Here is a 13,584-nt window from a genome sequence, read left to right as displayed (position 1 = left end):
ACATTAGTTTGTCCTACAAAATTACTTAACCTAATATCGGAATTGGTGGTAATCAGGACTAACTGCTATTTACCGAGGCTGAGATTGGAGATCGCTAGCGACGATTCACAATAGAACAAGAAGCCAAAAAACATCCTTGCTGTTGTGCCGACGCAGCGCGATCGCGTTGCTCTCATCAAATGATTTCTAAAAATACGGTTACACCTACCGCACGCCTGATTGAGGTCTTTTCTGCCATTCAAGGGGAAGGACTGAATGTAGGGACACGTCAGATATTTATTCGTTTTGCTTTGTGTGATTTGCGCTGTCACTTTTGTGATAGTGCCCACACTTGGAGTGCACCTACAACTTGTCGGATAGAGCGATCGCCTGGATTGCGCGACTTTGAAATCCACTCTAACCCTGTCCCATTACCCATATTAATCGAATGGGTGGAACAGCAAAATCTGCCTTGTCTACACGATAGCATTAGCTTAACTGGCGGCGAACCACTTCTTCATGCCTCATTTCTAACGCAGTTTCTACCACAAGTGCGAGCCATAACTGGTCTACCTATATACTTAGAAACTGGCGGACATCGCCCAGAACAACTAGCAATGATTATCCCATACTTAGACTCTGTAGGTATGGATTTAAAATTGCCCAGTGTTAGCGGCGAAAGTCATTGGCAAGAACATAGTAAATTTCTCCAGTTATGTCATGATTCATATTTAAATGTTTTTGTCAAGATAATTGTGTCTCAAAACACAGATCCCGCCGAGTTGGAACGTTCAGCTTTGTTGGTGGCAGAGGTTAGTCCAGATATCTCAGTATTTTTACAACCTGTTACGCCTTTGGCAGTATCAGAACAATTTTCTCCGGTACCTGTACTTGCGCCTTCGAGCGATCGAGTTTTGACGTGGCAAGCTTTGATGAAGGGGTTTGTCAAGCACGTGCGCGTGATCCCCCAGACGCATAAAATGCTGAACCAGTTGTAAAATTTTAGTTTGATAAAGATGTAGTCAAGAAAAAAGTAAGATTGTATGAAATGGTAATTGGGCTGTTGCCACTAATTAGGGAGGCAGCTGCCCCCTTAGTAGGCAGTCTAATGAGCCAAATCAAAAGACCACTAAGAGGTTTTATTACGTAAAATCTTGCCTCCCTGACTCAAAGAGAAACTTGAACTTTAGTTCAAGGCAGAGAGAGGTTTGTCAAACTCACGTTGATTTAGGTTTTTTGGGGTAGGCAATACCCACCCAACCTAATTTCTGGTTGCTATAGTGCACCCTCATCTGGAGTTTTGGATTTAGCTTTTGCCTTATTGGCACTGCGTTTGAGGGCAGAGAGTCTTGCTTCGTATCTCGCTCGTTGGCGCTTGCTAGGAGTATTATCAATCAGGGTTTTCAAGGCGCTACCAAGACTCTTGTAGGCATTGGGGAGACTATAACCAAAACGAGTTGCTAAAGCGATCGCTTTCTCATCAGCATTGAGCAATTCTCTTAGTTGCTTTTCCCCATTATTCTTTTGGTACAGTCGCCAGCCTGACACGCCACAAAGCGACAAAGCTAACACCAGCAGTAATCCATCTTGTACCCACAATTCCCCTACAGCACCACCTAAACCGATGGCTAGTGCTGCCATTTCCCAACCATCTTTAGGAATTGTGTCATTTTGAACGCGAGCAACCTCATGCCAGAACAGCAGATTACGCTGATCCATTGCGAGGGCATCCCATTTCACTAAATCAATTTGAATTTCTACCTGGTCTTTCCCAATTTCTTCGCAGCGAACCAGGGGTGGATTGACCTCAGTTGTGCCTTCAACCGTGACCCAGCTTTGCAGTTCTGGTGGTAGTAAAGCTTTCAACCGCCGGAGTTCGCTCATTTCCGCTTTGGCAGAGGAGGTTGCATAGGATGTCATAATATCCAGCCCCAGAAAATTTCAGTATATAGTGAGGGTATCACTTTGGAGTATAGCTATTTAAGTAACGATCCGTCTCACTCACTAGGAAAAGTTCCTCGCTTTTTTCGTGCTTCCATTGCTTTTTCTAGTAAATCTAACAATCCTGGGGCTTCTTCTTGGATACTGAGTAATAGTCTTTCCCCAAGTTCTATATTCCCCGGATCGAGTCCTGTTGCCATCACTTCTGTCAAGCGAGGTATTGCTATGCCATCCACAATCTGAATTAATCCACTCAGACAACGGTGAAATTGTTTTTCTGTAAGAATCGAGTCTTCTAAAGGAAACTCAATAATGGCACGAATTTCACCATCGGATGGGTCATACTCCCATTGCAACATTTTGGTTTCCCAGGAAATGGCAAGCATTGTTTGGAGGATAGCTGCCTTGTGAGGATGGTCTTGGATTCCTCCCAGAACTTGAGGGGCAAATACCCGGAAAAATTTTCCTTCTTCATCCAGTTGGACAACTATTAGGAAATCTTCTAGATTATCAGCCTCTACACCTGTTATAATTCGGTCTTCTTCATCATCAAAACGGTAGTCCCAACCAAGGTTGTCTAAATAGTTGGCAATCTGTTTGAGGTTAGCTCCCATAAAAGCCTCATAAGGAACGTGGAGCAGTTGTTACCAGACCTAGTTTAACCTGCTAGGGGTATTTGTTTGGGTTGGTGTGGATACTTCTAATCCCATAGAAATATGCAATTAAGTTATTGGGCATGGGTCATGGGGCATGGGGCATTGAAGATGAGAAAAATAGAAGATCGTTCGGCGCTATGAATGATATTTTTTGAATGACTCTTGCTCATTATTTAAGAAGCAATAATTACTAGTGTCCAAATCTTAGCCAGTGAAATATATAGCACTAACTTGCTTAAATTTTAATATTATTTTCTAGTCTAAATGAATGTCTTGTTAGATTAAGCATGGTGGCAGGATTTGTAATCAAATTTGAAAGTTGAAGCCAAGTTGAAATAATTTCTACCTACATAGCATCTGAGGCTTTTGAGAATATACATAAAACTTCAACTACTGCTTTTAAAAAACGAATAAGTATAGCATAGAGGCTGGTACAGTTTTATATTAAAAGCAACAAATTATTTTCACGAAACGATTGTATTGAACAATGCATTTCTAATTATCGAGTATCAATGAAGTTTATACGTAAATCAGGATTGATTCTAGCGATCGCACCTCTAGTTTTTGTTATAAATTTTCTAAAACCTCTGCGCTACTTTGCGCCTCTCTGCGTTTATATATTTATAGAGAATTGAAACTTATAAAATATCAAAAAGATGGAACTGCGACATCTGCGCTACTTTATTGCTGTAGCTGAAGAACTGCACTTTAGTAGAGCCGCCGAGCGATTGCACATCGCTCAACCGCCCTTAAGCCAGCAAATTCAGCAATTAGAGACGCAATTGGGAGTAGAACTATTTCACCGTAAAACCAAACGACAAGTACAACTAACAGAAGCAGGGGAAGTTTTTTTGCAAGAAGCTTATCAACTTTTAGCTCAACTCCAAAAAGCAATTGAGCTAACCCAAAAAACGGGAAGAGGTGAAAAGGGACAATTACGAATTGGGTTTACCAGTTTGGTAACTTACGATTTGCTTCCTGTGATTTTGCGGCGGTTTAGAGAACAGTTTCCAGAAGTAGAGTTGGTATTGCAAGAATTAACCACAACTCAGCAAGAGCAAGCGCTACAGAATCGACATATCCATGTAGGTTTTGCCCATCCGCCCTTAGAAGACAACACACTCAATCAAGAATGCATTCAACAAGAAGCTTTAATTGTCGCTATGTTGGAAACTCATTCTTTAGCTGAACAAGAAAAGATTTCAGTGCGATCGCTAGTAAACGAAAACTTTATCATGTTCCCTCGCCATTTGGGGCCTGGACTTTACGATCAAATCGTAAGTCTTTGTCAGCAAGGAGACTTCAGCCCAAAAGTAACTCAAGAAGCGATTCAGATGCAGACGATTATCGGATTGGTTTCAGCAGGAATGGGGATTGCGATCGCACCGTCTTCATTGCAAAATCTTCAGAGAACTGGTGTAGTTTATCGTACTCTAGAGGAGAAAACACCATTAGTAGAAACGGCTATAGTGTGGCGAGAAGAAGATATGACACCTGTACTAAGGGAATTTCTACAAGTTGTCAGGAGTATCTGTTGAGAAATGACGATCCTCTTCTGGCAAAGATGCTATGCAAAATAACAAAACATTTAAACTTTGTATTTAGAAATATAGTTTTTTTAAGTAAAAAATTAATAATAGATGCTACTTACTCAACCCAATTTTTACTACTCACTAAAATTTTAGTAAAGAGTCCTTCATTCTCATAAGCTGCTTTGGGGCTGCAAATAAATAGATATATTGAGAATGATAAGGCCATCTCGCCCAACCACCCCAATCCATAAAGCGAACCCATAAAGTTGTTGGTGAACACGTACCTACTTCCAGAGGGAACCTCCAAATATCCCTATTTAAAGTAAGCTCTGGATGAGTTGGTGCAAAAGTATCTTGAGCATCCCATTCAATGATTCCGTCTTCACCCCATGATGTACCATCAAATTCTGCTTTAAATGGTTGAGCTATCCCTTGCAAAATAGAATTGTTATGTTCCCTCTGTGAATTTGCCAAAGGTACATCGGGTACTGCAATAGCAATAAATGCTGCCTTTTGAGACGCTATTAGAGCATGAAATTGACCTATAATGTAACCAGAAGTTAAGGCATCTCCGCTTACATATTCTTGGAGAAACAAGTCTTTATAAGAGATTTGACTGGGATGCCCTTCATCAATTAAGTAATTACTTGCATTTTTGTAGAAAGTAAAGCATATTGGAAACCAATCTGGATTTTGCTCTACAATTTCATAAATTTTAAGCTTAATGGTTTCTGATAGAGACAAGTTTGACCTCAAAAATATTTAGTAAAAATTTGAGTTATTTATATAGTACTTATGTACCAAAAAGATAATAACATAGTTATTTAAATTTAGGGTAGATGCCCAAAAAAATCAGAGAGTTAAAAACTATTTTGTTGAAGGCTGGGTTTGTCTACCGTTCTGTTAAAGGTAGTCATACGTTCTGGACTCACCTATTGATACCTAATGAACCAGTTACTATTGCTGGAAAAGATGGAGACGATGCACCTCGATACTTAGAAAAACAAGTTAATCGTGTTTTGAAGCAACTAAGAGAAATAGAGGAAGAATAATGAACGATCGCTATAGTATGGTAATTCAATGGTCAGATGAAGATAATTGCTACTTAGTACACTTACCGGAATTCCCTTGGCAGCAATTCCACACTCATGGTAAGAGTTATGAAGAAGCCGCTAAACACGGGCAAGAGGTAATTGAATCTCTGATTGAATGGTATGAAGAGCAAGGAAAACCTTTGCCAGAGCCAATTACTTTTCCTCAAAAACCGTTAAAAGTGGCTTAAATATTTTTAAGATACAGGGCATCGCACCTTACCCCAATTGCTCAACATCAGCACTTTCGCCTTCCGACTCAACAGGCTCAAACTTCACCTTGTTGTATAAATCTTGTAGAGAAATCTCAAATGGTACGGTTACAAGTGCGATCGCTTCATCTTCTTCATCATATTCACGAAGCGTCCATTGCTTTTTCCCAGTTTTGGAAAATTGATCTACATGAATCCGAGTTTGGTCAATTAATAGGTATTCTTGGAAAGTGGAAATAGTTCGGTAAGCCTGAAATTTATCTTCGCGATCGTAGCCTTTAGTAGATTTTGATAAAACCTCAACAATAATCTGTGGATTTAGAATTATATCCTTTCGGTTGTTAAAAAACTCTGGTTCACCCGCCAGAATCATCACATCTGGATAGGTATAGGTACGCTTTTGGAGTATCCATAGACGAATATCACCCATAAAAACCCGGTAGTTCTGCTTTTTAAAAGCGAAATTTAACTCAGTACTTAAGTTGAGTGCTATTTGATTATGATTTACTGTTCCACCCGCCATAGGAATTATTTGCCCATCAATGTATTCACTTTTGTAGTCAGCAACTTCTTCTAGCTCTAAATATTCCTCTGGGGTATAGTATCGCTGTTGTGTTATTTGCATAATTTGATCGGGTAGCAATGTTTAACGATACGGAGTGTCTAGTGACCCATATTTACTGAACAGTTTAACGTGGTTAGATAGAGATGTTATGTGCTTTCTACAAAGTGAGCGTAGGCGCAGCCCAACCTAGGCATCGCTATCTAAAACAAAGTCTACTAGCTTCTTTTCCTATTGATAACCAGCGGCTTGTAAGAGAAACAACTTGGCATAACGTCCTCCTAGCTGTAACAGTTCTTCGTGAGTTCCCTGTTCTATAACTTCGCCGTTTTCTATAACTAGAATTTTGTCAGCCATTCGTACCGTCGAGAAGCGATGGGAAATCAAAAGTACCATCTGATTTTGAGTAATAGCGCGAAAATGATTGAAAATCTCAAACTCAGCTTGGGCATCTATTGCCGATGTTGGTTCATCTAACACCAAGATATCTGCTTGCGATCGCATAAAAGCACGAGACAAAGCAATTTTCTGCCACTGTCCCCCAGAAAGTTCTTGTCCTCCTTTAAACCAACGACCAAGTTGAGTCTGAAAGCTTTGGGGTAATTGGTCAATAAAAGATTGGGCCATGCCTTTTTCAGCAGCAGTTTTCCACTGTGTTTTGTTTTCAAGATGTTCTACATCGCCCACGCCAATATTCTCTCCCACAGTAAACTGGTAGCGGACAAAGTTCTGAAAAATCACACCAACGCGACGCCGCAACACATCCACATCCCATTCCTGCAAATCCAACCCATCTAAGAAAATTCGCCCTGAGTCTGGCGTGTAGAGTCGGGTAAGTAGTTTGATTAAGGTAGTTTTACCGGAACCGTTTTCACCCACAATTGCCAGTTTTTCTCTGGGTTTAAGATGCAGCGAAATATTTCTCAATGCTGGCTTGGAACTTCCCGGATAAGTAAATGAGACATTCTCAAAACGGATACCATCTTGGGGATTTAAACCAATGGTTGCCTTACCCCAAGATTTTGGTACTTCTTCTTCCAGAAAATCGTAGAGATTTGATAGATATAGGTTGTCTTCATACATCCCTCCAATAGAAGTGAGGGCATTGGAAAAAGTAGATTGCCCTTGGCGAAAAACGGTGAGATACATTGTCATATCTCCCAAAGAAATCTTACCTAGCACTGTTTCCAACACAATCCAAGCATAAGCTAGGTAAAAAGCACCTGTACTGACCAAACTCAAGAGATATCCCCAAAGTCCTCGCCGCAGAGTTAAATCGCGGTCTTCACCATAGAGTTGTTCAAATAGACTACGATAACGTCCTAGCAGCATTTCTCCCAACTGGTAGAGTTTGACTTCTGTGACAAAATCTTCTCTTGCTAATAGATTTTCTAAGTAGTGCTGTTGACGGGTTTCTGCCGCACGCCAACTAAATAAGCGAAAGGCTTCTCCAGCAAATTTTGTTTCGGCAATAAATACAGGCATAGCTGCCAAAATCAGCACTACCACCGCCCAAACTGAGAAATTTACTAGCAAAATACCGTAAGTAATCAGGGAAAGGGCATTTTGCACCAACCCAAAGGTGCGGTTTACTAACGAAAGGGGACGAACCGATGCTTCTCGTCGGGCATTGGTCAATTTGTCATAAAATTCTGAGTCTTCAAATTGCCTAAGATCCAGTGTCAGCGCCTTTTCTAAGATGAGTACATTTACTCGCTGACCCATTAGCGCCCGCAATAACGACTGACAAATGATGATTCCTCGCTGACTGCCTGCTAGTAAAATTACAGCGATCGCTTCTAATCCTACATAAAATAGCGAGGGATAAATATTGACAGAACCATTGCTTTGTGAGTTCACTTGAGATGCAAATACCACTGCATCAACAATTAATTTACTGATGTAGGATATCGCCGCCGGTAAAAGACCAGCCACCAAAGTTAGACTAGCCAGAAAAATAGTAAGCGATCGGCTAGTAGTCCATACTAAGCTTACAGCCCGTCCACTGTAGCGGAAAACTGTCAGTGATTGACGTAGGATATTTCTTTTTTTTTAATTTTCATCTTTTTTTGGCGAGATACCCCAGCTTGGGCGGATCTTCCTGACTCTATTAATCTTTATATAATTTTAACAATAAAGAACTCAGAACTCAGGAGCCAGAAGTCAGAATTACGAGACGGATATTCTAAATTCTGAATTCTATTAACATTTTTATCCCCACAATCTCCGACCTGCTTTCCCACTTAATTTTTGGTGAGTATCTTCTAACAAAGCTGGAATATCTAACTTTTCTGGACAGCGAGGCAAACAGTCACCACATTCTGTACAACGGTTGCCTTTCATTCCAGGGAACCAGTGACCGGCATTTTCAAACATTCCGTAACGATATTGACCATAGTCTTTCATATCGTATGCCACGGCGAGATTACGTAACCGCAATACCTCTGGAATATTGATATTTTCTGGACAGGGTAAACAAGCATAACACTGACTACAATTATCAGTTTCCAAAGCAAGTTTTTGGTGATTTTCTAACCGCCAGAAAGTGGAAATTTCTGCTGATGTTAACTCTCCATCATGGTCAGCAATTTGCAAAGGTTCTCTTAATTCACCTGGGTTAGCTGGCCCTATACTCAAAGTAGTAATACGGCGATCGGCAAGTAAAAATCTATAATTCAGTTCTAAGGGTGAATACGGAGAACACAGGTCTTTTAAGGTTTGAGGTGGCGTGTAGAGGCGTCCTCCCTTATCAGCAGGGGAAATAATGAAAATGCCCATATCCTTTTCGGCAGCTAGTTGAATCGCTGGTACGTGCCGTTGAAAAAAATAGTAATAATGCAGATTGACAAATTCAAATAAATCTGTATTTATTGCTGCCTGAATTACCTCTAATGGCCCGTGCGTGGAAAAACCAACGTGTCGTACTCGGCCATCAGCAACAGCTTCTTCTACGGCTTGCATACAGCCATTTTTGGCTTGCACCCACTCTAAATGTTGCCAAGTGTTCAAACCATGAACCCCTAAGCAATCTAAATAATCTAGTTGTAATCGTTCTAGGGATTCGTCAATGTACCGACGCATGGTGTCAGCATCTGCTGTGGCTGAGATTTTGGTAGTGACATAAAGCTTCGTTCGGGGTACTGACAACCCAGCTTTTAGCGCCCTACCAAGATACTCCTCGCTTTTGCCGTAACCTCTGGCGGTTTCTAGATGATTAATTCCTAGCGCTAAGGCTTGTTCGATAGTCTGGTGAGCATTTTCAAAAGAAGCCAAGTAGCGCATTGTTCCCAAGGAAAAAACCGAGAGGCGCAGATTCGTTTTTCCAAAGCGTCGGTATTGCATTTTTAACAAAGAGTTAGGAGTTAGGAGTTATAAGTTAGGAGTTGAAGGAAGTAAATCATAGCTCTTAACTCCTAACTTTTTTGCTTACAAGTTAGGAGTTGAAGCAAAATAACTCATAACTCCTAACTCATAACAACTCATAACTTTAATTTAGCTGTCGCCATTACCAAAGCGCTTGATCAAATCTTCGGGACGGAGATTGGAAATAAATTCACGGAAGGCTTGCTGTTCGGCTTCATCTGCATCGCGATCGACAGGGATAGAAGCATCCGCAATGACTTCTTCCATTACCCAAATGGGAGTATTTGTACGGAGGGCAATAGCGATCGCATCGCTAGGACGCGCGTCAATTTCTTTTTTGACTTCGCCTTGCTGGACAATTAAAGCTGCATAAAATGTATCCTTTTGCAGGGAATGAATAATCACCTTTTCTAGAGTCATGTTCCAAGTCTCTAAAATATTCACAATCAGGTCGTGAGTTAAGGGTCTAGGAGGCTTCTGATTCTCCAGTGCGCCCATAATTGCCCTAGCCTGTTCCTGACCAATGTAAATTGGCAAAGCCCGCCGATCTGAAGAATCTTTCAAAAGGACGATCGGGCTGCGGGTTATGGCATCTAATGCTATGCCAGCGACTTTCATTTCAATCATTGCCTAAGCCTCTACAATGCTTTGAGAGCCTTTGATGGCGTGTAACAAATAACACCCTTTTTTAGGCGGTTTGGTGACAGTAATAAACATAAGCATTCGTTCTCTATAATTGCTTCTATTAAACTCCGAACTTGTGGTGAAAACCAGAGTAAGTCAAATTGGTCTTCTTAAAGAATAACCTTCTTAACCAAGTATGCCTTGTGAAGGATGCTAATGTGTTAATATTCCTATCCTAAAAAAAGTCAGAAAATATACTTGGATGTTCGAGATTTCTGTGACAATTACCAATTGACTTCAGGCAAAATTAGGCAATAAATAGAGTTAGTTTGACAAAAAAGCCGTGTTTACAGGATTAATCCAAGCATTAGGAACGATGGAACCCTTAGGGGGCGATTCTTGGCAAATTACTTGTGTAAGTCAGTCGGGTGAAGTAATTATGCAAGATTTGGCTTATGGTGACAGTGTTGCTGTCGATGGTGTTTGCCTGACAGTAGAACAAGTTTTAAAAGACGGGTTTATTGCCACGGCTTCACCAGAAACTCTACGCCGGACAACGTTGGGAGGTGAGCAAACCCAACAGAGATATGTCAATTTAGAAGCGTCGCTCAAAGTAGGCAGCAAAGTCGGCGGTCATTTTGTGATGGGTCATGTAGACGGCATCGGTCGATTGCTTGTGGCGGAACAAACGGCTACTTCTTGGGAAATGACCTTTATTGCTTCCGAGGCGATCGCACGGTACATTGTCCCCAAAGGTAGCATTGCCGTCAATGGCATCAGTCTCACAGTTGCCGATTATGAGCCAGAACTCTCGCAATTCAAAGTAGCGGTAATTCCCCTGACATACAGCGAGACAAATCTTCGCTATTTGGTTTCTGGCAGTTTAGTGAATCTAGAAGGAGATATTCTCGGCAAATACGTCGAAAAATTCCTTTATTCTGGCAACCCCCACACCAGAGGTACTGATGACAATAGTATAGATGGCATTACACCCGCATTCTTAGCAGAACACGGGTATCTCTGAATTTTAGATTTTAGATTTTAGATTTTGGATTTTAGATTAATTTAAAATCCAAAATCTAAAATTTCCAATCTAGCTGCCTGGTTCTCGGCTTACCTGAGCGGTTTGCAAACCTCGCACTAACTGACTGAGGGCACTTTGTAATTCCACGCCTGGATCAGAAGCAACCCACCCATCTTGTGTCAGGTGGCGGACTTCAAAGTGCAAGTGAGGGCCTGTGGAGTTACCAGTGCTGCCAACTCGCCCGATGACAGTTCCAGGTTGTACCCACTGACCGGGTTGAACGAGGATTTCTGACATGTGACCGTAGAGAGTTTGTTCAGCAGATTTGTGATTCAGGATAACGGTTAAACCATAACCACCCACCCAGTTAGCAGTTTCCACTTGACCCGCAGCAGCTGCCAAAACTGGTGTTCCCGTAGGCGCACCCAAATCTGTACCTGCATGGAAGCGTTGATTACCTGTGATTGGATGAACTCGCCAACCAAACAAAGAAGTAATGGGAGCAGGAATAGACAAGGGATACATCATTCCCGTACCACTATAGGCGACTCTCCCCATATAGGGGATTTGTGGCAATACTGATGCCAGTGAGAAGTCGTAAGCTACATTGCTAGGGCGGGGTGCAATGTTGCCATCTGCCATTGGTGGCGGTAAAGTACCACCACTCGGTGCAATGGGAGTTGCACTAACTCTTGTGGGGCTGAATTCAGCGGGAGTCGGGATAAACCGATTCGAGCGATATGCGGTCTTGATGACACCGCTAGAACCACTTTGAGCAGCGCGCCATCTACTGGTGTTGCCAGTAGTTGCAATTTGCCGCACGGGTGGAACTACTGGTAATTGGGCGTTTTGACTTCTTCTGAGCCAATTAGGTGCTGGTTTACCATTAGAATCAGCTACACTCCTCTGGGGTGCTTTGGCGCAAACGCCGCCTAATACACTTTGCCCTGATGGCAAAATGGCTCGACAACCACTGGAGCGTTCTGTAACAATTACAGAATTTGGTGCTTGATAAGTACCTGTTGCACCACTGTCATAACTATTAGGATCGATATAGGCGTTATTATAATCCTTGGTTTTCTCCGCTGTTGCACTGACAGGGCTGTTAGAGTTATTTGATGGTTGAGCAACTACTGGAAGTTTTTCAGGTGCATAGCGGGCAGGGGTATTGGGTTTTTCCTGTCTCACCCTTACAGGAGTAACCTGTGAAGCCTCTACTTTGGGCTTTGACTGTCTGATAATCACCACAGGTTCAGCAGCTTCGATTTTGGGTGTAGACTGCCTAACTGGCTCTTTTGATTGAGCAACCTCTGGCTTGCCTAGTCTCTGTCTGAGTCTGGCTCGCCGTTGGGAAAATTCCGGTTGCGCTTGAGCGGCTTCCGGCGACGCAACAGCCTGTTTTTTAACACTTCGACTTCGCTCAGTGTTAACTGGATTTGCAACTGCTGTTGGTTGAGAACTTTCAACAGTAGGAACGATGTTGTCTATTTGTGTTTCCGTTTGGGCAAACACGAAGCCACCGCTAAGGAGGCTAACGCTACTCAGCCAACAGAGGCTCTGAGCTGGTAGTGTTGAGGCAAAACGTTTTTTTGTTAGACCTTGCTGCCATAAATGCAAACGATGATGGGCAGAATTATTGCGCTGCGTCATTTGTTCTCTCAGTTGTGTGTAATTAGCCTAAAGAGATGATGCTAGTGGTTTGTCTTGCCCAAAGAGCGAAATTTTGAACAAACCTCAAATTTAAACGGAAGATTTATGGTACCCCAAACTGATTGTACCGGGTTCAATATAAATTTCCGGTGTAATTAGTTCCTTTGTATCATGTGTTTCTAAATCAACTCGTAAATTTCCTTGAGGAGTCACTCCAACTACTGTACCTGAAAGATTATTGACATACACCCGATCGCCCATGTTTGTAAGCAAGTCTAGATAGCCAGACAAGAGTATATTTACTCCTTCTTGAAAAAGGCACTCCATACCGGATTCTATTCCCAGTAAGACTCTAGAGGTTAGCATTTCCAGACAAGAAATCGGTCTGCGATCTTGGGAAGCTTGCCACGATTCCAAATTGATTCCAGTTTCTGGTACTGGGTTCGTCCAGTTAATACCAACACCAATTACTGCTTGGGTAATTTGTCCTTTGTTTACTTTGGTTTCTGTCAAAATGCCGCCTAGTTTGCGACCATTTAAAACTAAATCGTTAGGCCATTTTATCCCAACATCTATACCGCATTGGCGCAATTGCGATGCAATTCCCCAAGCAGTAGCGAAAGTTAGCTGATAGCTGTCAGTAGCTTCTATTTTATGGTCGAAAGAAATCGCCACGGAAATATATAATCCCCCAGCCGGAGAAATCCACTGGCGGCCCCATTGTCCCCGCCCAGCAGATTGCACAGTTGCGATTACTACTGTTCCTGAAATAGCCCCTTGGTTGAGTAAGTTCCAGAGGGTTTGGTTGGTTGAGGAGACGCTTTCAAAAAAGTGAAGAGAAAATGGTAAATATGTATGCTTACGCCCTGCTTGCAAGGCTGCTTCCAAGTTTTGCAGATTAAATCCCACAGCAGTTAACCCAAATTCCGTTGTTCAAGTTAGCATTGATT

At 42.0% G+C, this 13,584-nt stretch carries 14 protein-coding genes; 5 read left to right on the top strand and 9 right to left on the bottom strand.

From position 1 onward, the window contains the following. Positions 1-179 precede the first annotated feature (179 nt). On the top strand, positions 180-977 hold the full coding sequence (locus V7K53_RS07230) for a 7-carboxy-7-deazaguanine synthase QueE (RefSeq protein ID WP_335196915.1): 798 nt from the start codon (positions 180-182) through the stop codon (positions 975-977). Between the two features lie 277 nt (positions 978-1,254). Here V7K53_RS07230 and V7K53_RS07225 read toward each other — a convergent pair whose 3' ends face one another. Together V7K53_RS07225 and V7K53_RS07220 are read right to left on the bottom strand one after the other, a co-directional pair. Beyond that, positions 1,255-1,899, bottom strand: coding sequence for a DUF3318 domain-containing protein (locus tag V7K53_RS07225; protein WP_335196914.1), 645 nt, complete (start codon positions 1,897-1,899; stop codon positions 1,255-1,257). Between the two features lie 77 nt (positions 1,900-1,976). Continuing rightward, entirely contained in the window at positions 1,977-2,534 is a 558-nt protein-coding gene (locus tag V7K53_RS07220; protein ID WP_094349133.1) for a hypothetical protein, read from the bottom strand. A gap of 698 nt (positions 2,535-3,232) precedes the next feature. On the opposite strand from V7K53_RS07220, the gene V7K53_RS07215 reads away from it, so the two are divergent. Then, complete coding sequence (locus V7K53_RS07215; RefSeq protein WP_335196913.1) at positions 3,233-4,114, top strand: LysR family transcriptional regulator; 882 nt, start codon at positions 3,233-3,235, stop codon at positions 4,112-4,114. A 135-nt stretch (positions 4,115-4,249) separates the two neighbouring features. On the opposite strand, the gene V7K53_RS07210 is transcribed toward V7K53_RS07215, so the two are convergent. Further along, positions 4,250-4,852, bottom strand: a complete 603-nt coding sequence (locus V7K53_RS07210) for a hypothetical protein (RefSeq protein ID WP_322637617.1) — start codon at positions 4,850-4,852, stop codon at positions 4,250-4,252. 95 nt (positions 4,853-4,947) lie between these two features. On the opposite strand from V7K53_RS07210, the gene V7K53_RS07205 reads away from it, so the two are divergent. Both V7K53_RS07205 and V7K53_RS07200 read left to right on the top strand, forming a co-directional pair. Further along, entirely contained in the window at positions 4,948-5,160 is a 213-nt protein-coding gene (locus V7K53_RS07205; RefSeq protein ID WP_335196912.1) for a type II toxin-antitoxin system HicA family toxin, read from the top strand. Continuing rightward, positions 5,160-5,390, top strand: a complete 231-nt coding sequence (locus V7K53_RS07200) for a type II toxin-antitoxin system HicB family antitoxin (protein WP_104899038.1) — start codon at positions 5,160-5,162, stop codon at positions 5,388-5,390. Before V7K53_RS07205 ends, V7K53_RS07200 begins: the two co-directional genes overlap by 1 nt. Before the next feature lie 28 nt (positions 5,391-5,418). Here the strand turns inward: V7K53_RS07200 and V7K53_RS07195 are convergent, their stop codons facing one another. The 4 genes from V7K53_RS07195 to V7K53_RS07180 form a co-directional block, all read right to left on the bottom strand. Beyond that, positions 5,419-6,036 (bottom strand): Uma2 family endonuclease, encoded by a 618-nt coding sequence (locus tag V7K53_RS07195; RefSeq protein WP_335196911.1) that lies wholly within the window; start codon positions 6,034-6,036, stop codon positions 5,419-5,421. Between the two features lie 168 nt (positions 6,037-6,204). Next, the gene (locus V7K53_RS07190; protein WP_335197020.1) at positions 6,205-8,013 is read right to left on the bottom strand and encodes an ABC transporter ATP-binding protein; all 1,809 of its coding nucleotides are present in this window, start codon (positions 8,011-8,013) and stop codon (positions 6,205-6,207) included. A gap of 171 nt (positions 8,014-8,184) precedes the next feature. Then, positions 8,185-9,315: an aldo/keto reductase gene (locus tag V7K53_RS07185; protein ID WP_335196910.1), complete on the bottom strand. Its 1,131-nt coding sequence runs from the start codon at positions 9,313-9,315 to the stop codon at positions 8,185-8,187. 150 nt (positions 9,316-9,465) lie between these two features. Beyond that, positions 9,466-9,963: a bifunctional nuclease family protein gene (locus V7K53_RS07180; protein ID WP_094349146.1), complete on the bottom strand. Its 498-nt coding sequence runs from the start codon at positions 9,961-9,963 to the stop codon at positions 9,466-9,468. A 340-nt stretch (positions 9,964-10,303) separates the two neighbouring features. Between V7K53_RS07180 and V7K53_RS07175 the strand changes: the two genes are divergently transcribed. Beyond that, the gene (locus V7K53_RS07175; RefSeq protein ID WP_335191537.1) at positions 10,304-10,984 is read left to right on the top strand and encodes a riboflavin synthase; all 681 of its coding nucleotides are present in this window, start codon (positions 10,304-10,306) and stop codon (positions 10,982-10,984) included. Between the two features lie 69 nt (positions 10,985-11,053). On the opposite strand, the gene V7K53_RS07170 is transcribed toward V7K53_RS07175, so the two are convergent. Both V7K53_RS07170 and V7K53_RS07165 read right to left on the bottom strand, forming a co-directional pair. Continuing rightward, positions 11,054-12,634: a M23 family metallopeptidase gene (locus V7K53_RS07170; protein WP_335196909.1), complete on the bottom strand. Its 1,581-nt coding sequence runs from the start codon at positions 12,632-12,634 to the stop codon at positions 11,054-11,056. A 90-nt stretch (positions 12,635-12,724) separates the two neighbouring features. Then, positions 12,725-13,543, bottom strand: a complete 819-nt coding sequence (locus V7K53_RS07165) for a biotin--[acetyl-CoA-carboxylase] ligase (RefSeq protein WP_335196908.1) — start codon at positions 13,541-13,543, stop codon at positions 12,725-12,727. Positions 13,544-13,584 lie beyond the last annotated feature (41 nt).

The organism is Nostoc sp., from assembly GCF_036917355.1.
In the GTDB taxonomy this organism is placed as follows: Bacteria; Cyanobacteriota; Cyanobacteriia; order Cyanobacteriales; family Nostocaceae; genus Nostoc.
Note: the sequence above shows the minus strand (reverse complement) of the source record. Positions and strands in the feature narration are given on the sequence as shown.

Excerpts from the sequence above, each read along its gene's own strand:
- V7K53_RS07230 (WP_335196915.1), top strand. The coding sequence starts at position 180 with ATGATTTCTAAAAATACGGTTACACCTACCGCACGCCTGATTGAGGTC.
- V7K53_RS07205 (WP_335196912.1), top strand. The coding sequence starts at position 4,948 with ATGCCCAAAAAAATCAGAGAGTTAAAAACTATTTTGTTGAAGGCTGGG.
- V7K53_RS07225 (WP_335196914.1), bottom strand. The coding sequence starts at position 1,899 with ATGACATCCTATGCAACCTCCTCTGCCAAAGCGGAAATGAGCGAACTC.
- V7K53_RS07220 (WP_094349133.1), bottom strand. The coding sequence starts at position 2,534 with ATGGGAGCTAACCTCAAACAGATTGCCAACTATTTAGACAACCTTGGT.
- V7K53_RS07185 (WP_335196910.1), bottom strand. The coding sequence starts at position 9,315 with ATGCAATACCGACGCTTTGGAAAAACGAATCTGCGCCTCTCGGTTTTT.
- V7K53_RS07215 (WP_335196913.1), top strand. The coding sequence starts at position 3,233 with ATGGAACTGCGACATCTGCGCTACTTTATTGCTGTAGCTGAAGAACTG.
- V7K53_RS07195 (WP_335196911.1), bottom strand. The coding sequence starts at position 6,036 with ATGCAAATAACACAACAGCGATACTATACCCCAGAGGAATATTTAGAG.
- V7K53_RS07200 (WP_104899038.1), top strand. The coding sequence starts at position 5,160 with ATGAACGATCGCTATAGTATGGTAATTCAATGGTCAGATGAAGATAAT.
- V7K53_RS07170 (WP_335196909.1), bottom strand. The coding sequence starts at position 12,634 with ATGACGCAGCGCAATAATTCTGCCCATCATCGTTTGCATTTATGGCAG.
- V7K53_RS07180 (WP_094349146.1), bottom strand. The coding sequence starts at position 9,963 with ATGATTGAAATGAAAGTCGCTGGCATAGCATTAGATGCCATAACCCGC.